This window comes from Selenomonas sp. oral taxon 478 (assembly GCF_001189555.1).
Lineage (GTDB): Bacteria > Bacillota > Negativicutes > Selenomonadales > Selenomonadaceae > Centipeda > Centipeda felix.
The window spans coordinates 170,603-191,665 of the sequence record NZ_CP012071.1 but is presented as its reverse complement, the minus strand read 5'-3'; the positions used below and the strand labels follow the sequence as shown (position 1 = coordinate 191,665).

23 protein-coding genes are annotated in these 21,063 nt (G+C 56.3%); 12 read left to right on the top strand and 11 right to left on the bottom strand.

Going from position 1 to position 21,063, the window contains the following annotated elements; all coding sequences use genetic code 11:
• Entirely contained in the window at positions 1 to 1,113 is a 1,113-nt protein-coding gene (locus ADJ74_RS00975) for a hypothetical protein (RefSeq protein WP_050341194.1), read from the top strand.
• A 57-nt stretch (positions 1,114 to 1,170) separates the two neighbouring features.
• A complete protein-coding gene (locus tag ADJ74_RS00970; protein WP_050341192.1) occupies positions 1,171 to 2,316 on the top strand; it encodes a hypothetical protein in 1,146 nt (381 codons plus the stop codon).
• 92 nt (positions 2,317 to 2,408) lie between these two features.
• On the opposite strand, the gene ADJ74_RS10705 is transcribed toward ADJ74_RS00970, so the two are convergent.
• From ADJ74_RS10705 to ADJ74_RS00945, 5 genes are all read right to left on the bottom strand, one after another.
• Positions 2,409 to 2,663: a Txe/YoeB family addiction module toxin gene (locus ADJ74_RS10705; RefSeq protein ID WP_071844272.1), complete on the bottom strand. Its 255-nt coding sequence runs from the start codon at positions 2,661 to 2,663 to the stop codon at positions 2,409 to 2,411.
• Positions 2,660 to 2,932: a type II toxin-antitoxin system RelB/DinJ family antitoxin gene (locus ADJ74_RS00960; RefSeq protein WP_050341188.1), complete on the bottom strand. Its 273-nt coding sequence runs from the start codon at positions 2,930 to 2,932 to the stop codon at positions 2,660 to 2,662. The genes ADJ74_RS10705 and ADJ74_RS00960 overlap by 4 nt, the downstream gene beginning before the upstream one ends.
• Positions 2,933 to 3,019: 87 nt before the next feature.
• Entirely contained in the window at positions 3,020 to 3,802 is a 783-nt protein-coding gene (locus ADJ74_RS00955) for an amino acid ABC transporter ATP-binding protein (protein WP_050341186.1), read from the bottom strand.
• Complete coding sequence (locus ADJ74_RS00950) at positions 3,783 to 4,427, bottom strand: amino acid ABC transporter permease (protein WP_050341184.1); 645 nt, start codon at positions 4,425 to 4,427, stop codon at positions 3,783 to 3,785. The genes ADJ74_RS00955 and ADJ74_RS00950 overlap by 20 nt, the downstream gene beginning before the upstream one ends.
• 103 nt (positions 4,428 to 4,530) lie before the next feature.
• Positions 4,531 to 5,337 (bottom strand): amino acid ABC transporter substrate-binding protein, encoded by an 807-nt coding sequence (locus tag ADJ74_RS00945; RefSeq protein WP_050341182.1) that lies wholly within the window; start codon positions 5,335 to 5,337, stop codon positions 4,531 to 4,533.
• Positions 5,338 to 5,562: 225 nt separating this feature from the next.
• Here ADJ74_RS00945 and ADJ74_RS00940 point away from each other — a divergent pair, with 225 nt between their 5' ends.
• On the top strand, positions 5,563 to 6,582 hold the full coding sequence (locus tag ADJ74_RS00940) for an HD-GYP domain-containing protein (protein ID WP_009754159.1): 1,020 nt from the start codon (positions 5,563 to 5,565) through the stop codon (positions 6,580 to 6,582).
• Positions 6,583 to 6,639: 57 nt separating this feature from the next.
• Here ADJ74_RS00940 and ADJ74_RS00935 read toward each other — a convergent pair whose 3' ends face one another.
• The gene (locus tag ADJ74_RS00935; RefSeq protein ID WP_050341180.1) at positions 6,640 to 7,863 is read right to left on the bottom strand and encodes an EAL and HDOD domain-containing protein; all 1,224 of its coding nucleotides are present in this window, start codon (positions 7,861 to 7,863) and stop codon (positions 6,640 to 6,642) included.
• 170 nt (positions 7,864 to 8,033) lie between these two features.
• Here ADJ74_RS00935 and ADJ74_RS00930 point away from each other — a divergent pair, with 170 nt between their 5' ends.
• From ADJ74_RS00930 to ADJ74_RS00910, 5 genes are read left to right on the top strand one after another with little or no spacing between them, the layout of a single operon-like run.
• The gene (locus ADJ74_RS00930) at positions 8,034 to 8,849 is read left to right on the top strand and encodes an energy-coupling factor transporter transmembrane protein EcfT (protein WP_039981456.1); all 816 of its coding nucleotides are present in this window, start codon (positions 8,034 to 8,036) and stop codon (positions 8,847 to 8,849) included.
• Positions 8,850 to 8,862: 13 nt separating this feature from the next.
• A complete protein-coding gene (truA, locus tag ADJ74_RS00925; RefSeq protein ID WP_050344147.1) occupies positions 8,863 to 9,687 on the top strand; it encodes a tRNA pseudouridine(38-40) synthase TruA in 825 nt (274 codons plus the stop codon).
• Complete coding sequence (locus tag ADJ74_RS00920) at positions 9,641 to 10,882, top strand: GspE/PulE family protein (RefSeq protein ID WP_050341178.1); 1,242 nt, start codon at positions 9,641 to 9,643, stop codon at positions 10,880 to 10,882. The genes truA and ADJ74_RS00920 overlap by 47 nt, the downstream gene beginning before the upstream one ends.
• On the top strand, positions 10,875 to 11,870 hold the full coding sequence (locus ADJ74_RS00915; protein WP_050341176.1) for a type IV pilus twitching motility protein PilT: 996 nt from the start codon (positions 10,875 to 10,877) through the stop codon (positions 11,868 to 11,870). The genes ADJ74_RS00920 and ADJ74_RS00915 overlap by 8 nt, the downstream gene beginning before the upstream one ends.
• Positions 11,867 to 13,090 (top strand): type II secretion system F family protein, encoded by a 1,224-nt coding sequence (locus tag ADJ74_RS00910; protein ID WP_050341174.1) that lies wholly within the window; start codon positions 11,867 to 11,869, stop codon positions 13,088 to 13,090. Before ADJ74_RS00915 ends, ADJ74_RS00910 begins: the two co-directional genes overlap by 4 nt.
• Positions 13,091 to 13,327: 237 nt before the next feature.
• On the opposite strand, the gene ADJ74_RS00905 is transcribed toward ADJ74_RS00910, so the two are convergent.
• The 3 genes from ADJ74_RS00905 to ADJ74_RS00895 form a co-directional block, all read right to left on the bottom strand.
• Positions 13,328 to 13,966, bottom strand: a complete 639-nt coding sequence (locus ADJ74_RS00905; protein ID WP_050341172.1) for a DUF4405 domain-containing protein — start codon at positions 13,964 to 13,966, stop codon at positions 13,328 to 13,330.
• The gene (locus ADJ74_RS00900) at positions 13,966 to 14,643 is read right to left on the bottom strand and encodes a flavodoxin (RefSeq protein WP_050341170.1); all 678 of its coding nucleotides are present in this window, start codon (positions 14,641 to 14,643) and stop codon (positions 13,966 to 13,968) included. Before ADJ74_RS00900 ends, ADJ74_RS00905 begins: the two co-directional genes overlap by 1 nt.
• Positions 14,644 to 14,722: 79 nt before the next feature.
• Positions 14,723 to 15,085 (bottom strand): PTS glucitol/sorbitol transporter subunit IIA, encoded by a 363-nt coding sequence (locus tag ADJ74_RS00895; protein ID WP_009754168.1) that lies wholly within the window; start codon positions 15,083 to 15,085, stop codon positions 14,723 to 14,725.
• 220 nt (positions 15,086 to 15,305) lie between these two features.
• Between ADJ74_RS00895 and ADJ74_RS00890 the strand changes: the two genes are divergently transcribed.
• Together ADJ74_RS00890 and ADJ74_RS00885 are read left to right on the top strand one after the other, a co-directional pair.
• Positions 15,306 to 17,171: a glucose PTS transporter subunit IIA gene (locus ADJ74_RS00890; protein WP_050341168.1), complete on the top strand. Its 1,866-nt coding sequence runs from the start codon at positions 15,306 to 15,308 to the stop codon at positions 17,169 to 17,171.
• Between the two features lie 5 nt (positions 17,172 to 17,176).
• Positions 17,177 to 18,628 (top strand): sucrose-6-phosphate hydrolase, encoded by a 1,452-nt coding sequence (locus tag ADJ74_RS00885; protein ID WP_050341166.1) that lies wholly within the window; start codon positions 17,177 to 17,179, stop codon positions 18,626 to 18,628.
• A 66-nt stretch (positions 18,629 to 18,694) separates the two neighbouring features.
• Here the strand turns inward: ADJ74_RS00885 and ADJ74_RS00880 are convergent, their stop codons facing one another.
• Positions 18,695 to 19,750, bottom strand: coding sequence for a methyl-accepting chemotaxis protein (locus ADJ74_RS00880; RefSeq protein ID WP_084708942.1), 1,056 nt, complete (start codon positions 19,748 to 19,750; stop codon positions 18,695 to 18,697).
• Here ADJ74_RS00880 and ADJ74_RS11175 point away from each other — a divergent pair.
• Positions 19,730 to 20,074, top strand: coding sequence for a hypothetical protein (locus tag ADJ74_RS11175; RefSeq protein ID WP_050341162.1), 345 nt, complete (start codon positions 19,730 to 19,732; stop codon positions 20,072 to 20,074). The two genes, ADJ74_RS00880 and ADJ74_RS11175, sit on opposite strands and share 21 nt — an antisense overlap.
• 246 nt (positions 20,075 to 20,320) lie before the next feature.
• Here ADJ74_RS11175 and ADJ74_RS00870 read toward each other — a convergent pair whose 3' ends face one another.
• Entirely contained in the window at positions 20,321 to 20,521 is a 201-nt protein-coding gene (locus ADJ74_RS00870) for a hypothetical protein (RefSeq protein WP_009754175.1), read from the bottom strand.
• A gap of 273 nt (positions 20,522 to 20,794) precedes the next feature.
• Between ADJ74_RS00870 and ADJ74_RS00865 the strand changes: the two genes are divergently transcribed.
• Positions 20,795 to 20,989, top strand: a complete 195-nt coding sequence (locus ADJ74_RS00865) for a hypothetical protein (protein WP_009754176.1) — start codon at positions 20,795 to 20,797, stop codon at positions 20,987 to 20,989.
• Positions 20,990 to 21,063 lie beyond the last annotated feature (74 nt).

Sequence of the window (21,063 nt, the reverse complement as noted above, 5' to 3'; positions counted from 1 at the left end):
ATGGCACGCGACATTCATCTGGAAGGATTTCGGACAGAGGAATCCAAGGGGCTTTTCTCTCTCGCGAAGGACATGATCTCCTCGTGGATGGAAAAACCGCAGGAAAAGAGCACAGCCGTCTGGCTCGGTGAGGAGTTCATTCAGCGTGTCGGCGGCATGACGGTGGAGGCGGCGCAGGAACTCAGCTCCTCCATCATGGACGGTGTCGATCAGTTCACGGAGAACATGAACGCCATCGAGGAGACCTGTCGGAGCGGCGGGACAAAGGAAACGTGGCTGCAGCAGAAATTGCTCTCCGTACCGGGCGCGACCGAGGAGGAGCGGGCACGCTATCTCGCTGAGGCGCAGGTGGCGCTTGCGGCGGGCAACAACGAGGTATATGCCGCACTGCACAGCGCGGAGCAAAGCGCAGATCTAAGGCTTCCCGCCGCCGTCGAGGAGCGTGTCCCCGATGGAGCGGGCGGCGCATCGTGGCAGCCCATCCCCACGCAGGTCGCTGCACAGGGCGTTACCGAACAAGCCGTTCTTGCAGGTGTCGGCGGCGCGGCACTTGATACGGGACTGACCTATGCTGAGACACAGGACGGTGAACCGCTCAATACGGGGATTGATCTCGGAGAGGAGCCGATCGGATCGGAGACGGATCGCAGTATCAAGGCTATTGCAACGGGGGCACTCTACGTTGCCGTCGAGCGCGGCATCGTTCCGTTCCTCAAGAAAGCGACACCGCTGCCCGTGCTCACGAATATCGCCTGTTGGGGTGTTGAGGGCGTACGCACTGCCGCGCAGGTGTTCAGCGAGAAACTCAGTGTTGCGGCGGCAGTCGACCGTGTGGGACGCATCGCCTCCGCTGCCATCGGTGACCTCTGCTCAAAGGGCATCGGTGCGCGTATGCTCTCTGCGATTCCCGTCGTCGGTCCCGTTCTTGGCATGGCGGTCGGCTCTGCGATCAGCAGTCAGTCGGGCAAGAAAATCGCCTCTGCCGTTCATGCGGGATTTAAGAAAATCCAACCCGCCGTAACAACCGTTGCCGAGGGGCTTCACAAGGTCGCGACGAAGGCAGTGGAGACCGTGAAGAGCTTTGGCAAGGCAATATTGAGCATATTTGATTGAGAGAATGAGACGGAGCAGGGAACTGCTCCGCCGTTTATGGAATGTGGAGGAAGTATCATGGCGCGAAAAGTGAAATTCCCACTCGAACTAAAGGATGGCTATTTGGCGCGCAGCAATATCGAGGAGGTGCGTGAGCATTTTGATCTCGAAAAAATCATCGCCCAGTTCCATAACGGACGGCTGAAAATCTGGCTCGAGGATCACTACTTGCCGGAGATGGCGGAGCAGGTCGCGGCTCTTGACGGCGATGCCCCTGATCTTGCCGCGCAGCTCTGCGCCATTCTCGGTGTCAAGGGCGTTGCCACGAATACCGTTGATAGTCAGGCAGTTCGTGAACGTGAACGAAAGATGCAAAAACTACGTCAATGCACAAGCAATGAGCGTTATCTGAATATGGTTGAGTATGCTGCATTCGATCAAAAAGATTTGGATGATGTGCTGAAAAATAATCCGACAGAGATTCTTTTGTGCGGTGGAGAGTTTCATATTCCTCTCGTGGCAAAACAGCGTACTTATTACGGAGTTGGAAATGCCGTTGCCGTGATTGACAGCGAGCGACCAGTGGATTTTGAGAAACTGGGGATTCGCTTCATCGATGTGGACTTTGATGAGGCGTATGAACAGGTGCGGGAGAAAGGAATCGACTCTTCAAAATACATGACACCCGAGGTCTTGGCGGAACTTTGCAGTGTTCTGATTCTTGGCAATCTAAAGGATGGACGGCGTGTTCTCGATCACTGCAATCCCTTTTGGAAGGATGGTTTTACCTATCAGGTGCATCCGTATGTGTCCATCCCTGATACGGGGATTGGAGAGGAAATCGCAAAGGGGCAGGAGACCATCATAGGATACGGAAAAGCCGTCAGTATGATGGCCATTGTCTTTACAGATCGAGCCTTATATGTTGCAGATTACAATGAATCGCTGATTCATGTACGTTATGCAGATATTGCACGTGTAGTGTTTGACTCTAATTTGATGGGCATGGTCTTTCAAATTGATACACAGGGGGGATCGTATCAATGTAAGGATGTGAAGCTGTGGGATGAATGTATCGGGCTCTTTGGTGTTCGTCTCTTCCTCCTCATCATGGCGCGTATTTTTGGAAGTTCCCAATATAAGTTTACAGAGAGTGAGCTATACATGCTCAGTCAGGTTCGTTTGGATTCTCTGAACGATCAGTACATCACAGAGTTTTTATAATTCTTTGTCGACATAACAAAACGAGGCAGATGCAGAGGCTCGTTGCCTCTGCATCTGCCCTGTTTCGTTTCACCCGGTGCTTTCTCTTATACTCAATAGTGTCCTCTGCACGCGAGAATATACAAACTGCCATCCTCTATACGATAGACCAATCGATTTGTTTCGTCTATGCGGCGGCTCCAACAGCCGGAGAGGTTTTCGCGGAGAGGTTCGGGTTTTCCAATTCCCTCATACGCATTTCGCTGCACATCTTTGAGAAGGTCATTGATCCGTTTTAACGTTTTGCGATCCTGCATCTGCCAGTAGAGATAGTCTCCCCAAGCACGTTCTTCCCACAGAAGTTTCATTCGTCAACCTCGATGAGATCATGCTCTTCGAATTTCGCTTTGCCGCTTTTCATATCGGATACAATGCCTTCGAGGTATGCGATATTGGCGGGGGAGTAGAACGGATCGATGGAGACATCAAAGGGAATGCGCCGCTCGCGACTCATCTTCTTTGCAAAGATGGTAAATGCCGTTGTCATATTCATGCCAAGATCACGGCAGACTTCTTCCATACTGCGTTTCAAATCAGTGTCCATACGGAAATTGATCAATGTTTGTGCCTGTGCCATTTTCATCACCTCTTGCATAGAGTTTAGCATGAAAGAAAGATAATGTAAAGGTGATATAAAGATGATATAAAGATGATATAAAGATGTTTAGAGCATATTTCGCAGGAACTCCCGTGTGCGTTCTTCCTTCGGCGTACGGAAGAATGTCTGCGGCTCGCCCTGCTCGACGATGACGCCGTTCTCCATAAAGACGACGTTGGTGGCGGCCTCGCGTGCGAATGCCATTTCGTGTGTGACGACGATCATGGTCATGTGCTCGGCAGCGAGGTCACGCATGGTGTGCAGCACCTCGCCGGTGAGCTCTGGGTCGAGGGCGGAGGTCGGCTCGTCAAAGAGCATGATGTCCGGCTTCATGGCGAGGGCGCGCGCGATGGCGACGCGCTGCTGCTGTCCGCCCGAGAGTTGGCTCGGGTAGTAGTTCTCACGGTCGGAGAGTCCAACTTTTTTGAGGAGGTCGCGGGCGTAGGGGAGGATCTCGTCGCGTTTCATCCCCTTGACGTGAATCGGTGCCTCGATGAGGTTCTCGATCACGGTCATGTGGGGGAAGAGGTTGAACTGCTGAAAGACCATGCCCGTCGCCATGAGGATGCGACGCACGTCGGCAGTGTCCGCGTAGGTCGCCGATGCCGCACCGTCCGGCGTATGGCAGAGTACCTCTCCGCCGATCGTGATGTCGCCGCGGTCGATGGTCTCCAATCGGTTGATGCAGCGCAGGAGCGTTGACTTGCCGGAGCCGGAGGAGCCGATGATGGCGAGCACCTCGCCGCGCGCGAGGGTGAGGTCGATCCCGCGGAGAACGCTGAGCTCACCAAAGGATTTGTGGATGCCGCGCATCCTGAGCATCGTGTCTTTAGTTTCCGTATCTGCCATAGTGCGCCTCCAGTTTTTTGAATCCATAGGTGAGTACAGCGGTCATGGCAAGGTAGAAGATGCCTGCGATGAGGAAGGGGGTCATGTCAAACTCGCGCTGTACGATGGTGCGCGCGACGCGCAGGAGGTCGTTCATGGCGAGGATGTAGACGAGGGATGTGTCCTTGACGAGGTTGATGGTCTCGTTGCTGACGGGCGGCAGGGTGATGCGCAGTACCTGCGGCAGGATGATGCGGCGCATGGTGAGCGGGCCGCTCATGCCGAGGACGCGCGCCGCCTCGAATTGACCGCGCGGCACCGCCTGTATGCCCGCACGGAAGATTTCGGCGAAGTAGGCGGCGTAGTTGAGGACGAAGGCGAGCAGTGCCGCTGCAATGTCGGGGAGCAGGATGCCGACCATCGGCAGGGCGAAGTAGACGAAGAGCAGCTGCAGCATGAGCGGCGTACCGCGCATAATCCAGATGTAGATTTCGAGGATGCGGCTGAGCGGCCGAAAGTGAGAGAGTCGTCCGAGCGCGACAAAGAGCCCCAGCGGCAGGGAAAGCGCGAGCGTGACACAGAAAATCTCGAGGGTGATGCCTGAGCCCTCGAGCATGAGACGGATGGTATCCAGTGTTTTGTCCATGAATGATATTCCTTACAGAAAAAGGGGCTGCCGCACGATGATTCGACATCGTACAGCAGCTCTTTCTTTGTGCCTCTGCCACGTGCGGCAGAAGGGCGGCCATTTACTTCGTGATGTCCTTGGCGAACCACTTCGTCGAGATCTTGGCGATCGTGCCGTCCGCCTTCATCTCGTCGAGGACCTTCTGCACCTCGTCGCGCAGCTTCGTGTTGTCCTTCGCGAATGCGATGCCGAACTCGCTCACAGGACCGACGACCACGTCGAGCGCATCCAGTGTGTCGGGATGCTTGCTCATGTAGTAGCGGCCGACGATCTCGTCGCCGATGACGGCATCGAGACGGCCATTCTCAAGATCCATGAATGCCGCAACGTAGTCGGGGTACTTCTTGACCTCCTTGACTTCCTTCCTATAGAAATCTGAGGCGTCCATGTACTCCTCCGCCGTGCCCGCACTCTGCGTGCCGACGGTCTTGCCCGCGAGGCTCTTCTCATCCGTGACGGCGGTGTTGCCCTTCTTCACGAAGATGATCTGGTGGTTGTCCATATAGGGCTTCGAGAAGAGCATGCTCTCCTTGCGCTTTTCGGTGATGTCGAGACCGTTCCAGAGCACCTGCACGCGGCCGCTCTTGAGCTCGGCTTCCTTACTCGACCAGTCGATTGCCTTGAACTCAACCTCACGACCGAGGCGTTTTGCTGCTTCCTCTGCGAGATCAACGTCGAAACCGACGATCTTGTTGTTCTCGTCCTTAAAGCCCATCGGCGGGAAATTGTCGTCAAGTCCGACGATGATCTTTCCCATCTCTGCCGCATTATCCGTCGAGGGGGCTTTCTCAGTGCTGCCGCACCCTGCGAGGAGTGCTGCCGAGCAGGCGAGTACCGTTGCTCCGGTCAGAATCGCTTTCCAGTTCATCTTCGTTTCTCCTTATCCTTCTACTGCTTTAATACAATAAAGTACTGATGTGTGTGTATTATACGATAGGTGAAGAAAATATGTCAAGATTTTTTTAATTAAGCAGGTTTTTTTCTTTTCAGGTCGAAATATTTATAGACATGAGAATTTCGTAAGGAAGAATGACGTAAACCGAGGGAGGGGCTTGCTTTGCGTGCAATATCCGTAGACGATCTTGAGAATGGGATGATCCTAGCGCGGACGATCGTCAACGCCAAGCGCGTGGTGGTGGTGTCGGAGAATACGGAGCTGACGAAGGCGCACATCACGCGTCTGAAGTTTCTGAAGATCCCCGTTGTCTACATCAAGGACGAATCGGAGCTGAAGGAGGAGCGTTCGCCGATCTTCTCGCGCAGCAATCTCTTCATCAAGCAGTATGAGAATGTCATCGGTACGGCGAAGTCGATCTTTGAGGAGACAAAGAAGACGGGCACGGTTCCCGTGGAAGAGACGAATGAGATGGTGCAGGAGGATCTGCTGCCGCTCTCACGCCGCAGCGGAACGATTGACTATCTCAATGAGGTCAACCATCTCGCGAGCGACATCTATAACCACTCGTTGCGTGTGTCGATCCTCGCGGGGGTCATTGCCAAGTGGATGAAGCTCGACCGTGAGACGGCAAAGGATGTTGTTCTTGCGGGATTCCTCCACGATGTCGGCAAGTCGCGTTTTGATCAGCGTCTGCTCGAAAAGAATGTAGAAACGCTTGAGGGCGAGGACTATGAGAACTACATCCAGCATACGGTAGATGGAGCGCATATCCTCAACAATGTGGCGGGACTGACGGAGGGCGTGCGCCTTGCGGCGATGCAGCATCATGAGCGCATGGACGGCAGCGGCTTCCCGTTCAACAGCAAGGGCGACGACATTCATCTCTATGCTCGCATCATCGCTGTGGCGGATCTCTATGACAATATCACGGTCGAACGCGAGGGCTACCCGCGCCGCACGCCGTTCGATGCGGTGACGGAGATTGCGCGGCAGATGTATACGACGCTCGATCCGCAGGTTTGCCTGCCCGTCCTGATGAATATCAAGAATGCCTTCCTCGGCTCGCGTGTGCTCCTCAGCAATCATCGCGAGGGAACGATCACGGCATATCCGCACGGTGTTGTGCCGCTCCCGATCGTGACGATTTCGGAGGATGAGGTCATCGATCTCAATGAGGAGAAGAAGATTAAGATTCTGGAGTACAACCCGAAATAATAAAGAACATAGAAAAGCCCATCGGCGCGAACCAATGGGCTTTTTTGGTGTCCGCTGTCAGCAGACAGCCTGGAGTTTGTTATACCATTCGAGAACCTCGTCATAGATCGTGCTGATCTCCTCCAATGGGATGTGTTCATGCGCACAGCACGCAACAACTGACGACCAGTTGCCCTGTTCGTAGGAGATGACGAGGTCGAGCAGACGGCGCAGAGCGTTGTCCTCACCAAGCAGAGCAGCATTCAACTCGTCGGAGAGAGTGAGCTCCTTGAGTATCTCCGCCATCGGCTGGTTGAGCAGTACGTCAATTAGGGAGAACATGCCAAGCAGGAAGCCCGTGTCCGGCGTGAGGTCATGCCGGTTCAGACTGCGGGCAATCAGCTCGCAGAATTTTGCACGCAGGAGCGAGAGGGTGAAGAGTTCGCTCGGTTTGTCCTCGGAGAAGGTTTGGAGACTGATGAGTGTCACCCAGCTGCGGATCCCGCTGAAGCCAAGGAGCACAGTAGCCTGCCGTAGGTTGGAGACGTGGTTGGTCAGTCCGATGCCGACCGAGTTGATATAGGTGAGGAGTTTGTACACGAGATTCGTATCCGCCCCGATCACTTCCGTGATGGCGTTAAAGTCAACGTTCGGACGGTTGACCTCCTTGAGAAGGCGAATACGCGATAGCTCGTTGTTGGTGAGTCTCTTTTGGTGCAGGACGACGGGTTTGCAGAAAAAATAGCCCTGGAAGAGGACATAGCCATCCTCCACTGCCTGACGGAATTCGTCCTCTGTCTCAATTTTCTCGGCGAGAAGCCGCACCTGCGGGGGGAGCACCTTGCGCAGGTTGGCACGCTCCTCGGGAGCTGTCGTGATGCGAAAGTCCACCTTGATGATGTCCGCCATGTTGATGAGCGGCTCGTAGCCCGGGAGCAGGACAAAGTCGTCGAGAGCGATCTTGTAGCCTGCATCCTTTAGATCACGTACGGCTTCGAGAATTTCAGGAGTCGGCTGCACCGTCTCGAGTACCTCCACGACGATGCTGTCGGAGGGCAGGAGTTTCGGTGCACGCGACAGGAGATTCTTCTCTGTGAAGTTGATGAAAGCCTTTCGGTTGGAGACGAGTTTTTTCATGCCGAAATTGAGCATGGCGTTGACCATGACGCTCTGTGTTGCCACATTTCCGTCGAGATTGGGGTCAAAGGCGTTTTTCAGACCACTGCGAAAAAGAATCTCGTATGCGTAGACATTCTTTTGCAGATCGAGAATCGCCTGACGCCCGATGAATGCATCTTCCATAAGGGAACCTTCCTTCATCTTGTATACGATCGCGGTAAATTATCATTCTCGTATACATATTATATCGACATTTTATGAAATTATATCATAGCTTTCTCGAAAAATAAATGAAAAACAGTAGACCAGATGGTATAATATAATAGGAAGAATGAAAAAATGGATGTGGTAATTTGTTGAATGACATACAAATTGGACGCTATATGCCCGGAGATTCCTTCCTGCACCGCATGGATCCACGCGTCAAGATTGTTCTCCTGTTCTTCTACCTGCTGCTCGTTTTCTTCGTCGAGAACGTGGCAGGCTTTCTTGCGCTTGGCATCAGCATTGCGCTGCTCATGATCGTTTCTCAGGTTCCGCTTGGGATGCAGCTGCGCTCGATTCGGCCGATTCTCTGGATCGTACTCTTTACGTTCGGCGTGCACCTCTTTATGACGCCGGGGACGGAACTGTTTGCCGTCGGCCCCCTGTCGGCGACGTGGGAGGGGCTGACACGCGGCGTGTATATCGGGCTGCGCCTAATCCTGCTCATCCTGTTGAGTACGCTGCTGACACTAACGACGAGTCCGCTGCGCCTGACCGACGGGCTGGAGGCACTTCTCTCTCCGCTGCGCCATGTGGGGGTTCCCGTGCATGAGCTGTCGATGATGATGACGATCGCCTTACGCTTTATCCCAACGCTGCTGGAGGAGCTGGATCGCATCATGAAGGCGCAGAAGGCACGTGGGGCGGATTTTGAGCATGGCAGTATCGTGCGGCGGATGCGTGCCATTGTACCCGTGCTCGTGCCGCTCTTTCTCTCTGCGTTTCGCCGTGCCGATGAGCTTGCAATGGCGATGGAGGCGCGCTGCTACCGCGGCGGTGAAGGACGTACGCAGATGAAGGAGCTGTACATCGGGCGTGTCGACTATGCGGCTGTCGCCGTCTTTATCCTCGGTGCGGCGGGCATCTGTGCCGTGAGTGTGGGAGGGCTGAGCTTTGCGCCCTGAGCATGTGGCGATGATGAAGGCGCGTGCGCGAAATATCGCGCTGAAGGTCGCCTACGATGGGACGAACTATCACGGCTTTCAGCGGCAGACGCCGCCCATCCGTGCCGTGCAGAATGTCCTTGAGGCGGCTCTCGCCCAGGTCTGCGGTGAGACGGTGGAGCTTGCGTCGGCGGGGCGCACGGATGCGGGGGTTCATGCCTATGGTCAGGTGGTGAATTTCTTCACGGACGGACGCATCCCGACGGAGCGCCTGCCGCGTGCGGTGAACGGCCTCCTGCCGCCGGATATTGTCGTGTCGGAGGCGTGGGAGGCAGCGCGGGATTTCAGCGCACGGCACAGTGCAACGGGCAAGGCATACGTCTATCGCATGAAGGAGTGCCGCGTGCCGGATCCCTTCACACGCAGCTATGCATGGCAGATTTTTCAGCCGCTCGATTACAATGCGATGCGGGCGGCGCTGCATCTCCTTGAGGGGACGCATGACTACTCCTCATTTCGTGCGGCGGGTGGTGCGCCGATGTCGCCCGTCCGTACGCTCGATACGATCCGTCTGACGGCGGAGGGGGCGGGGCGTCTCTCGCTCTATATCCACGGCACGGGCTTTCTCTATCACATGGTGCGCAATATCGTCAGTACGGCTGTGGCGGTCGGTACGGGGCGTATCTCCAAGGATCGCTTTGCGGAGATCTTTGCGGCACGGGATCGTCGGCTCGCGCCGCCCACGGCTCCGGCCGGCGGGCTGTATCTACTCGCGGTGGATTATGACGGCACATCGGAAAGGAGCCATACCGATGGAGCAGGAAATGCTGCAGCGTCTTGTGACAAATGCCGTACGTGAAATGCGCTTGCCGTCTCGTCCGGAGGGACGCGGCAGTCATGTACTGACGCTCGTGGACGCCGTCCTCGATGCAGCACTGGATGAAGAGGCAACGGACATCCATCTTGAGCCGATGGAGGAAGGACTGCGCATCCGCGTCCGCGTCGATGGGCTGCTGCGCGCGTATCCGATCCTGCTGCCGGTGGCAATCGCTCCGGTAGTTATTGCACGTCTAAAGGTGATGGCGGGCATCGACACGGCGAAGCGCAACCGTCCGCAGGATGGGCAGATTCGCTATCCACACAGGGAGCGCAGCGTCGATATGCGCGTGGCGGTTCTTCCTGTCGTGGGCGGTGAGCGCATGGTTGTGCGCATTATGGACGGGACGGAGCGATTCCTTCACTGCAGGGAGCTCGGTTTCACGCCGGAAAACGAAGCGATTTTTGAACGACTCATCCATCGACCGACGGGGCTCCTCCTCGTCTGTGGACCGATGAACTCGGGCAAGACGACGACGCTCTATGCGGCACTCGCTGAGCTCAATGACCCAAACTGTCACATTATGACGCTCGAAGATCCCGTGGAGCGGCGTATTGACGGAATCAGTCAGTTTGCCGTATGTCCAGAGGCGGGGCTGACCTTTGTCGCGGGACTGCGGGCAGCACTGCGGCAGGATGTCCAGAAGATCCTCTTGGGCGAGATCCGCGACCGTGAGACGGCGGAGATGGCGGTGCGTATTGCCCTCACGGGACACGCGCTGTTCTCGACGCTCCATACGGAGGACTGTGTCGCCGCGATTTTTCGCATGATCGAGATGGGGACGCCGCCCTATCTGCTCGCAGCGACGCTCTCGGGGGTCGTAGCCCAGCGGCTTGTGCGCCGTGTTTGCGTTCATTGTCGTGAGACGTACACCGTCGCTGCAGGCTCAGATGAGGCTCTTCTCCTCGGATCGCTCTATCATGAAGGGATGACGCTCGTGCGCGGGCGCGGCTGCTCGCACTGTCGCGGGAGCGGTTATCATGGACGCATGGCGATACATGAGATGCTGCCCATCTCCGAGCATATCCGCACGGCGATCCTCGGAGCGAGATCGCGGGATGATCTGCGGCGCGCGGCAGGGGCGGAGGGGATGCGCTCTCTCTGGCAGGACGGCGCGGCAAAGGCTATCGAAGGGGAGACGACGTTAGAGGAGGTGGAGCGTGCACTCTATGGATGAAACGGACGCGTGGCAGGAACTGCTGCGCCGCATGATGACAGTGAATGCCTCGGATCTCCATGCGGCACCGCATCAGCAGATACAGCTGCGCCGTGACGGCGTGCTGATGGCGGAGGATCTCATTCCCACAGCGGCACTGATGGAGGCGTGTGCTTGTCAAATGCTCTCGGATGCGCAGCGCGCTCTTCTTTCTGTGCAGGATGTCGATGCCGCGTGGAACTGGGAGGGACGGCGGTTTCGAGGAAACTTTTATCGGACGCAGGAGGGGATGGCTCTTTCCCTGCGTCTCCTGCCTGAGCGCATCATGACGCCCGATGAGATCGGTATGCCGTCTGCCGTGCGTACGGCTCTTGAGATGAGGGATGGACTCGTGCTGCTCTGCGGAGCGACGGGGGCAGGCAAGACGACAACGCTTGCCGCGCTCATTGATGCGGTCAACCATACGCGTTCTCTCCATATCCTCACACTTGAGGATCCCGTCGAATATGTTTTTGCCGCAGATCGTGCCTTTTTCAGTCAGCGGGAAGAGGGGCGGGATTTTGCTTCCTTTCCCGATGCTGTGCGCAGTGCGCTGCGTGAGGATCCCGACCTCCTGCTCGTGGGTGAGATCCGTGACCGTGCAACCATTGAGGCGACACTCCTCGCGGCGGCGACGGGCGTGCTCGTCGTGGGGACAATCCACGCGGGGACGGCCGCGCAGGCGGCGCGCCGCGTGGAGAGTTTCTTTCCGGCGGATGCGCGGGATGCGGTGCGCGCACAGTTTGCCGATGTCGTCCGCGGCATCTTTGCTCAGCGCCTTCTGCCGCGGCGGGGCGGCGGCCGTATTGCCGTGTTTGAGACGCTGGTTGGTACCTCCGCCGTGCGAAATGTCCTGCGGCAGGGACGCTATGATCAGCTTGAGACGCTCATGATGAGCGGTGCTGCGCAGGGGATGCAGACGGCGGAGATGGCAGAGGCCGAGCTTCGTGCACGGGGCGTCCTCGCATGACGATATTTTCTTATACGGCGTGCACGGCAGAGGGGCGAAAGATACACGGCATCATTGAAGCCGAGAGCGCGCCGGCAGCGGCACGGATGCTCATGGAGCGCGGTGAGACGGCCGTGCGCATCGAGGAGCGACGGACGCTGCGCCTGCCGCAGCATATACAGCAGTGGCTGTCGCGCCGTGGCGGTGTGACGGACGAGGAGAGGATCGCCTTCTTTCAGGAGCTATCTGCCCTTCTCGCCGTGGGACTTCCCCTGCACCGCGCACTGGAACGCCTGCGCGACGGCGTGGGAGAAACATCATCGTCGGGACGGCTGCTCCATGCTCTGCATCATGCGGCCATGCAGGGGATGCCGCTTTCACAGGCGATGGAGACGAAGAGGCAGATCTTTTCCCCTGTTCTCATCGGCATGGTACGCGCGGGGGAGGAGAGCGGCTCGCTCGATGTCGTGCTCGGAGCGGCAGCGTCGTTTCTCACAGAGGAGTACCGTATGCGCGAGGCACTGTGGAGCGCGCTCCTCTATCCGCTTTTTTTACTGGCGGCAGTCGTGCTCTCCATCGTCCTCATGACCGTCTTTATTCTGCCCATCTTCGCGGCACTCCTCGCGGATCTGCATGCCGATCTTCCACTGCCGACACAGCTGCTCCTCACGGTGTCGGCACAGATCGCCGATGCGCCTGTGGCGACGGTATGTCTCCTTTTCGCCGTGCCCCTCGGTATCGGGCTGCTCCTGCGCATTCCGACGGCGCGCTTTCTCTGTGACCGCTGCATCCTGCGGCTGCCCGTTGTGGGCGTATTCATCCGCTGTCGTGTGTGGCAGATGATCCTATGCGTTCTCGCCGTTCTCCTGCGCAGTGGGATTCGCCTCGACCGCGCCATTGCACTGGCATGCACGGTAACGGGAAATCGTGCGCTTCGCCGTCAGCTGAGCAGCATAGAACAGCGACTTACCGAGGGCCGCAGCCTCACACAGATCATGGCAGATGACCCCTATCTGCCGTCTCTCGTGCGTGGTATGCTAGCCGCAGGCGAGGAGGCGGGGGAATTGGAACGCATTCTTCCGCAGGCAGCCGAGTATTGCGCACGCCGGGCGGAAACCATTGGACAACGTGTGACGGCACTCGCCGAGCCGATGATGATCGTCGTTGTCGCGGGGCTCATCTTCTTTGCCGTACTCTCCTTTCTCCTACCGATCTTCGACGCGATGGATGCGATGATGTAATGGCGGTGGGATATACGCAATACTTACGAAAAAGACGCTTCTCACAGTATAGTGAAAAGCGTCTTTTTAGGAATCGCTGATAAAATGAAGTCCGTCAGATTGGCGTAGAATTTTTCGTCCGATTGAGGAGGCAAACTGGACGCATAGCCAAAGCTATGTGGAGGATTTGCCGACAAAAAGCGGGCAAAAAAGATGCGCTAAGATGGCGGGCTGAATTTATCAGTGCTTCCTTTGTTTTTATTTCCGCATGCGCCATGACTGATAGAAGATGGCGAGGCATGCGCAGGCAAGGAACATGAGGAGCAGGTCGCACTGGTATGTCCATGTTCCCGTAAGTCCGCCAAATGATAGATGTTCAAAGAGGATCTTGTCGTAGATGCGCGTCGTGATAAAGCGGTGAATGCCTGCTGCCGTCAGAAGAATACCGACGACATATAGAACGCGTGGCATCGCCTGTGGGATATGCAGCGGGATACGGCGCAGCAGAGCCCGCCACAGCATGCGGGCATGCAGACCGACATGCACGCCAACGACGAGAAAGAGCAGCACACCGGCAGAGAGGTGGACTGCGTGGACGTAGATGGATGCGAGCCCGCGCAGACGCACAATGGGGAGAGCGTAGAGGGAGATGAGTATGCCAGATACCAAGGTCACGGCAAGGAGCAGGAGCATGATGATGTTCACCGTGTTGAGTGCCGTCATCGGCAGGCGCCGCCAAAAGAGCGCGCGAAGATAGGCGCGCTCGAGCCACAGGTGGATGCCGCCGAGGATGAGAAGGGCACAGCCCAGATACTCATGCACGGGCTCCGTCGTCAGCAAACGGTTTGGCAGAAAGAACATGAGGAGCGTGATGAGGACAAAGAGCAGGGTGCGCATCAGTTGTGGTACCCCAATCCCTCCAGCCAGACGGCAATGCGCTTATTTGTCTCTGTCGCATTGTCACGCACCGTCTTGCCGCGGATGCACATCCCCGGAAACGCCGCCGCGCCCTTGGCATAGTTCGGTATATCCGCCTCTTTGCCGCTCATTGCATTGCCCGATCCGGTGGAGAATGGGATGATGACCTTATCTGCGAAGTCATAGCTCTCAAGGAAGGTGTAGATCGGCATCGGTAGATCCTGGTACCAGATCGGATAGCCGAGGAAGATGATGTCGTACTGCGCCATATCATCGAATTTTGATGCGAGCAGAGGGCGCGCCTGTTTGGCTTGCTCCTCTTTTGCCACCTCTGTCATCTCCTTGAGGTCGATCGGGTAGGGGATGACAGTCTGTATCTCGAACGTGGCATCCGCATGGATAAGCTCTGCAAGCTGCTCAGCAAGGAGCGCCGTGTTTCCCTTTTCGACGTAGCCGACTTCGTGGTTTTCCCCTGCGCGCGAGAAGAATGCGACGAGCACGCGTTTTCCTTCAAAGGAAGCAGGGGGCTTCAGCGGTTGAGAGAGGTCGAGGGCAGCATGATCTTCCTCTGCGTCGTCGGCTGCCGTATTTTTACTCCTGCAGCCGAGCGTGAGAAGAAGCAGCGCGGCAAGCAATACGGCGAGAATTTTTTTCATGGATATTCTCCTTCATTGTGCATACAGAAAAGAGCCAGAGTGCATTACAGTTGATCTGGCTCTCACAGTTTCTTTGGTTTTATTTCCCGGAGAAGGAAAACTTCAGTCCCACTGAGATCGGAGGTACGGGACCGCCCTCCAGTTCGATCTGCCCTGGCATAGAGCCTGTTGTGTTAAAGAGCAGCGTGCAGTGCCCGCTGTCGCGGATCGTGTCATTTGCGTTCTCACCGACACGTGTGACCTTATATTTCTGCTTTCCAAACGTCAGCGTATCTCCGACGGTGATGTCGCTCTTCAGATCACCTGATGTGTGCTCAATGACCATCTCGGCGAGATTGGGGTGTGCTCCCTCGTCCAGCAGGATAATGCTGCTGTTGGTCTCGAGGAATTTGCGCGCCAGTTTGCCGATGGCAGTCACACTGACTTCATACTTTACGGCCATCTCTTATGCCCTCCCCATGGTATACAATAAAACTTTCCACAGTTATTCTATCACATGGGCTTTGGGTTGTAAAATGATTTTGCCGATTATGCCGTGATATAGGCGGTCTACGTTGACAATGAAAAGAAAAATTAGTAAAATTTTAGAAGGATATGCGCATGGGGCGCGGGGTTCTAAGGAAGTGCCGAATGTATCGGCGTTTCCATAAGGGGGAATTTACATGAAGGACATTCGTTTGGACAGTCCTCTGCAGGGGCGGCTGATCCCGCTGTCGGAGGTGTCGGATCCCGCCTTTGCGAGCGGGGCAATGGGGCGCGGTGCGGCGGTAGCCGACCCGGAGGGCCGTGTGGTCTCTCCCGTGGATGGCGAGGTAACTGTGCTCTTTGAGACGAAGCACGCCATTGGGATTCACGGGACAGATGGCGTGGATATCCTCATCCACGTCGGCGTGGATACGGTGAAGCTCGGGGGGATGCATTTTACTGCGCATGTGGCGCAGGGCGATACGGTGAAGAAGGGGCAGCTGCTGATCGAGTTCGATCCCGCCGCCATCCGCGCGGCCGGCTATGAGACGACGACGCCCATCCTTGTGACCAATGCGGCAGACTATGGGACGATCACGCTGGTGTCGGATGGGGCAGAAATTTCCTCTCACAATGCAGAAGCCACGGCGGAGACGCAGGCTGCGGCAGAGGAGGCGGCAGAGGACGACATTGACCCGAATCTGCCAAAGGAAGAGCGCGTCGCCAAGCTGATCTGGGAGTATGTCGGCGGAGCGGGGAATGTTCGTAGTGCCGAGCACTGCGCGACGCGTCTGCGACTGATCGTCAACGACAAGACGATCATCGACGAGAAGGCGATCGAGAACATCGACGGCGTGAAGGGACAGTTCTTTGCCGCCGCCCAGTATCAGATCATCCTCGGGACGGGATTTGTCGACAAGGTCTATGACGCCTTCGTCGCGGGGACGAATCTCGGCTCGACTGCGGGCAGCGGAAAGCAGGAGGCATACGAGCAGATGTCGCCGCTGCAGAAGGTCTCACGCACCCTCGGCGACGTCTTTGTCCCCGTCATTCCCGTGCTTGTTGCGACAGGACTCTTCATGGGGCTGCGCGGGATGGCACAGAGTCTCGGCATCGAGATGAACGAAAATCTCCTGCGCATGAGTCAGATCCTGACGGATACGGCCTTTGCCTTCCTGCCCGCGCTCGTCTGCTGGTCGACGATGAACCGCTTCGGCGGAACGCCCGTCATCGGCATTGTGCTTGGTCTGATGCTTGTCGCTCCGCAGCTGCCGAACGCCTATGCGATCGCGGCGGGGGATGCCGTTCCTCTCTCAATGGAGATCTTCGGGATTCCAATTCCCGTGGTCGGCTATCAGGGCTCGGTTCTGCCCGCACTCGTACTTGGTATCTTTGCGGCGCGTTTGCAGAAATGGTTCAAGACCTTTGTGCCCGATATCATTGACCTCATTGTCACGCCGTTCCTTACGTTGTTTGTCTCTATGCTGCTCGGGCTCCTCATCATCGGACCGATCATGCACACACTCGAGATCGGTGTTTTCGGCGCAGTACGTGCCTTTTTGGAGCTGCCGTACGGCATCGGCGGTTTTGTCGTCGGCGGTCTGCATCAGGTGATCGTCGTGTTCGGCGTGCATCATGTGTTCAACGCGCTTGAGGTGCAGCTTCTCGCGTCGACAGGCGTTGACCCGTTCAACGCCATCATTACCGGTGCGATTGTGGCACAGGGCGGTGCCGCCGTTGCGGTCGCAGCGCGTACGCGTGATGCAAAAAAGCGTGCCCTCTATATTTCCTCGGCTGTTCCTGCTTTCCTCGGCATCACAGAGCCTGCGATCTTCGGCATTAACCTGCGCTTTATGCGCCCGTTTATCTGCGGTCTGGTCGGCGGGGCATGCGCGGGCGCAGTGGCGGGCTTCCTGCATCTCGCGGGGACGGGCATGGGTATTACCGTTCTGCCCGGGACGCTGCTCTATCTTGATCATCTGCCCGCTTACATCCTCGTCAACGTGATCGGCTTTGCCGTCGCCTTTGGTCTGACCTTTGTCGTCTTTCGCCCGGAGGAGTGAGCGCTGTGGAGAATTTTGACAAGCGGGACATTGACACACGGTTGGCGGAGGGCTTTCCCTTCACTGATCGCCGTCACAATGGCTTTCATCTCGAAATGCCATTTGGACTGATCAACGATCCGAACGGGCTCGCCTACCACAATGGCTGGCATATTTTCTATCAGTGGAATCCCTTCGGCTGTGCGCATAAAAATAAATCGTGGGCACACACGAAGACGCGCGACTTCTGTACCTACAGCGTGCCCCAGCTCGCCCTGTGGCCGAGCGACGCACTTGATAAGGACGGATGTTACTCGGGGTGCGCTGCGGAGGAGGACGGGCGGCTGCGCGTCCTCTACACCTGCAACGCGAAGGATGCGGAGGGCAATCGCAGTTCCGTACAGCGCTTCGGCACGTATACGAAGGCGACGGGGATGGTGAAAAAAGAGGAGATCATCATCGATGGGCCGCCGCCCGGCTTTACGGCGCATTTTCGTGATCCCTATCTGTTTGAGCGCGACGGCGTACGCTATCTCATCATCGGGGCGCAGACGGAGGAAGAGCGCGGCTGTGTCCTCATCTACCGCGAGACGGCAGATGGCTGGGTCTACCGCGGCGAGCTGAAGACACAGCTGAAGGATTTTGGCTATATGTGGGAGTGTCCGAACCTCCTCTCCTTCGGGGATTACGACGTCCTGCTCTTCTGCCCGCAGGGGGTACCCGCGCGTGCCTACGACCGCCAGAATCTCTATCAGTCTGGCTATATCGCAGGGCATGCGTCCATGGACGCGATGGAGATGCTCATGCACGGGCGGTTCAAGGAACTCGACCACGGATTTGACTTCTATGCACCGCAGGTCGTGACGCATGAGGGGAGGCATATTCTCATCGGCTGGATGGGGATGCCCGACCGTGAGGACGACTACCCGACGCGCGCGGAGGGCTGGATGCACAGCCTCACGCTGCCGCGCGTGCTGACACTGCGTCAGGGGCATATCTTTTCTGAGCCGGTACATGAACTGAAGGCACTGCGCCACCGTGAGACAGAGCGCACACTGGAGGCGGAGCAAACGAGCCATTTCGAGACAGCGCTCTTTGACCTCACAGAGCTGCTGCTCGACATCGAGGTAGGGGATGCCTACACCGTTGCGCTTGAGTTGGTCTATGGGGCGGAGAAATTGGTGTTCCGCTACAATCGTCTGGAACAGGTCATGACCATCGACCGCACGAAAATGCGCCAGGGGGGACGCGGTACGCGCAGCTTTAAGCTCTACGTCGATCGTACTCTTTCGCTGCGCATCTACGTTGACCACAGTGCCGTCGAGGCATTCTTCCAGTACGGCGAGGAGGCAGCGACCGTTGCGATCTTCCCCGAGGAGGATGTGCGTCCGACGCTGCGTGTCTTCTCCGATGTGGATGTGGAGCAGCTGACGGGCGTTCTCTGGGAGCTTGAGCCGTTCCACTACGAGCAAGGCTGACAATACAAAAGAGAGCAGTAATGCGATGTTAGAATCCTCGCATTACTGCTCTCTTTTTGTACAAACTTATATTTTTTTCTTGATCGCGTCGAGATAGCCGATCACCTCGTCGGAGATGCGCTGGATCTCGGGCAGGTTCCGGTCCACCTCAGCCGTCTTGTGATTGTAATACGCCGTAATCGTTGCAGCGCAGAGCTTGTGGAATTTCTCATGAGCGACGCCGAGTTTCTCGAACTCGGGCATGTGACCGTATTTCTCCTTGCCCTCGGAGAAGTACCACTTTCCGAGACGGCAGATCGCATGGTTTTCTACATCAGCCGCCTTGAGGTCGATATTGCCACAGATGAGCTGATGGATCTTCATGCCCCAGACCATGTGGTCAGTCTTTGCGAATTCGATCATTGCTTTCGGACCAAAGCCGAGTTTCAGTGCACCGATGTTCATGCGTACCGCATTGATTTTACGGATCGAGTCATACATATCTCGATTGCAGGTCTTTGAGCCGTCCGTCATGCGTACCACATCATTGGTGGTGGACTGGAGGGTGGCGTTCATCTCCTCGAATGCCGCCGATTGACGCTGGGCAAGCGGTGCGAGGTCGTCGATTGTTTTGTTGATGGCATCAAAGACTGCGGTGAGCTTGCTCGATTCGCCGGATGGCTGCCCCACGGCCTCGACATTGGCACGGAAGGAGTCGTCCATCTGCTGGAACGCATTCGTAATCTGCTCGACGCCCGTGCGGATCTTTGTCAGCTGATCGCGGATCTCGTCGACGGAGTTCTTGGACTGTTCGGCGAGCTTGCGCACCTCATCGGCGACAACAGCAAAGCTGCGCCCATGCTCTCCGGCACGTGCCGCCTCGATGGAGGCGTTGAGTGCGAGCAGATTCGTCTGTTCCGCGATGCTGTTGACCGTGACGACGAGGTTGTCGATGCTCGCTGTGCGCTCATGGAGCGACTCTACATCCTGTGTCATCTCTGTGAGCCCACTCTGTGCCGCATCCGTCTCCTTGACGACCTCATGGATGCGTGTCTGCGTGAGATCCATTGATTCCTTGCCGACGCCTGTTTGATCTGCAGTTTCGGAGACGACCTCTGCGAGGTGAACGATGTCATTTGCCATCGAGGATACGACATCGACCAGCTCCTTGACGTTCGTTTCGACGGCGTGGTTTTCGCGCGCCAGCTCGTTGAGCTGAACAGAGGCGTGTACCGTCTCGGCGACCGACTTGTTGATGTCGAGGGAGAGCTCCGTCAGCGTCTCCCGTTGTTTTTGGGCGAACTGTGCGATGAGCCGCGTGATGTTCTGCAGCTCCGGACTGCGGATGGTCGGGGCGGGGGTGGTCAGTCCGCCGTCGATCAGATCGTGCAGGTACTTTTCCAGTGCCTTGGCGTCGCCATGCCCGGGCGAAGAGGTGGAAATTTGCGCCTCTGCATCCTTGCGTGATGAAAAAAATAGTACATCCTCCCCTGAAACACGAAAGAATACCGTGCATTTATAATAGTTTGATAACTATAACAAAAATGCGTCCTTTTCCATTCATCCTCTGTATGAATAGGAAAAATCGCCTATTTTCGGGTATTGTACCATAATTGGATGCAGATGAAAAGGGAGAGAGAATTTATAATTTGTGGGAATGACAACAGAAAAACTGCCGCACTAAACTGTGCGGCGGCCACATTCTTTCGGTTCTTAGTGATTGTGATGGCTGTCCTTCAGGATACCCACAACAGCACGCTGAACGACATCGAGCACATCGTGGAGCAGAGCGTTATACATATCACCGCCGTCGACAACACCACGACCGTTCTCCGTGAGGAAGAATTTCTTCGGATGCTCCGTCGCCGCATAAGCCTCGTCAAACTTCGCTTTCACCAGTGCTTCAAAATCCATGAAAAGCCCTCCTTAAACACAATAACCAATACGGGAATTATAGCATATTTTTTGAATCCTGTCTCAATCTTTTACAGATTTTTCACAAAAATATTCTGCTGAGTAGAATCTCCTTGACAACCAAGGGGCGGTTGGCGATAATCGAGGCAGAAGAGACCGCTGAAGCTCGCAAGGCACGGATTGCAGGGAGATTCTCGAATGTGCCGAATTCAAAGATAAGGAAACGATGGCTGTTTGATTGTTACGGATCAACAATGAAGGAGATGCTTGACGATGGTGGATTTATCTACAAAGAAGCCGCCTTACAGCAGAGAGGAGATCGAGGCTTCCTTACTGGAGTACGTTTTTAGCGAAGCCTCGAACGAGCCGACAGAGAATACGGCAGAAGTGCTGACAAATGAAATCGCCAACGATATATCAGCAAATGGCTCGATGAGTGAGACTGACGGCGACGAGCCTAGGTGCTAGTCCCTGCCTGCACAATGGAAACAAAATAGCCTCCGAGCTGCAATCTCGGGGGCTGTTCTTGTGTTTAAGTACCA

What these genes read in the sequence shown, in the direction of transcription:
- ADJ74_RS00900 (WP_050341170.1), bottom strand. Translation starts at nt 14,643, where the DNA reads ATGAAAAAAATTCTCGCCGTATTGCTTGCCGCGCTGCTTCTTCTCACG.
- ADJ74_RS00880 (WP_084708942.1), bottom strand. Translation starts at nt 19,750, where the DNA reads ATGGCAAATGACATCGTTCACCTCGCAGAGGTCGTCTCCGAAACTGCA.
- ADJ74_RS00940 (WP_009754159.1), top strand. Translation starts at nt 5,563, where the DNA reads ATGATCCTAGCGCGGACGATCGTCAACGCCAAGCGCGTGGTGGTGGTG.
- ADJ74_RS00870 (WP_009754175.1), bottom strand. Translation starts at nt 20,521, where the DNA reads ATGGATTTTGAAGCACTGGTGAAAGCGAAGTTTGACGAGGCTTATGCG.
- ADJ74_RS00955 (WP_050341186.1), bottom strand. Translation starts at nt 3,802, where the DNA reads ATGGCAGATACGGAAACTAAAGACACGATGCTCAGGATGCGCGGCATC.
- ADJ74_RS00945 (WP_050341182.1), bottom strand. Translation starts at nt 5,337, where the DNA reads ATGAACTGGAAAGCGATTCTGACCGGAGCAACGGTACTCGCCTGCTCG.
- ADJ74_RS00935 (WP_050341180.1), bottom strand. Translation starts at nt 7,863, where the DNA reads ATGGAAGATGCATTCATCGGGCGTCAGGCGATTCTCGATCTGCAAAAG.
- ADJ74_RS00920 (WP_050341178.1), top strand. Translation starts at nt 9,641, where the DNA reads ATGGAGCAGGAAATGCTGCAGCGTCTTGTGACAAATGCCGTACGTGAA.
- ADJ74_RS00905 (WP_050341172.1), bottom strand. Translation starts at nt 13,966, where the DNA reads ATGCGCACCCTGCTCTTTGTCCTCATCACGCTCCTCATGTTCTTTCTG.
- ADJ74_RS00865 (WP_009754176.1), top strand. Translation starts at nt 20,795, where the DNA reads ATGGTGGATTTATCTACAAAGAAGCCGCCTTACAGCAGAGAGGAGATC.
- ADJ74_RS00960 (WP_050341188.1), bottom strand. Translation starts at nt 2,932, where the DNA reads ATGGCACAGGCACAAACATTGATCAATTTCCGTATGGACACTGATTTG.
- ADJ74_RS00895 (WP_009754168.1), bottom strand. Translation starts at nt 15,085, where the DNA reads ATGGCCGTAAAGTATGAAGTCAGTGTGACTGCCATCGGCAAACTGGCG.
- ADJ74_RS10705 (WP_071844272.1), bottom strand. Translation starts at nt 2,663, where the DNA reads ATGAAACTTCTGTGGGAAGAACGTGCTTGGGGAGACTATCTCTACTGG.
- ADJ74_RS00890 (WP_050341168.1), top strand. Translation starts at nt 15,306, where the DNA reads ATGAAGGACATTCGTTTGGACAGTCCTCTGCAGGGGCGGCTGATCCCG.
- ADJ74_RS00910 (WP_050341174.1), top strand. Translation starts at nt 11,867, where the DNA reads ATGACGATATTTTCTTATACGGCGTGCACGGCAGAGGGGCGAAAGATA.
- ADJ74_RS00915 (WP_050341176.1), top strand. Translation starts at nt 10,875, where the DNA reads ATGGATGAAACGGACGCGTGGCAGGAACTGCTGCGCCGCATGATGACA.
- ADJ74_RS00970 (WP_050341192.1), top strand. Translation starts at nt 1,171, where the DNA reads ATGGCGCGAAAAGTGAAATTCCCACTCGAACTAAAGGATGGCTATTTG.
- ADJ74_RS00950 (WP_050341184.1), bottom strand. Translation starts at nt 4,427, where the DNA reads ATGGACAAAACACTGGATACCATCCGTCTCATGCTCGAGGGCTCAGGC.
- ADJ74_RS00975 (WP_050341194.1), top strand. Translation starts at nt 1, where the DNA reads ATGGCACGCGACATTCATCTGGAAGGATTTCGGACAGAGGAATCCAAG.
- truA (WP_050344147.1), top strand. Translation starts at nt 8,863, where the DNA reads ATGAAGGCGCGTGCGCGAAATATCGCGCTGAAGGTCGCCTACGATGGG.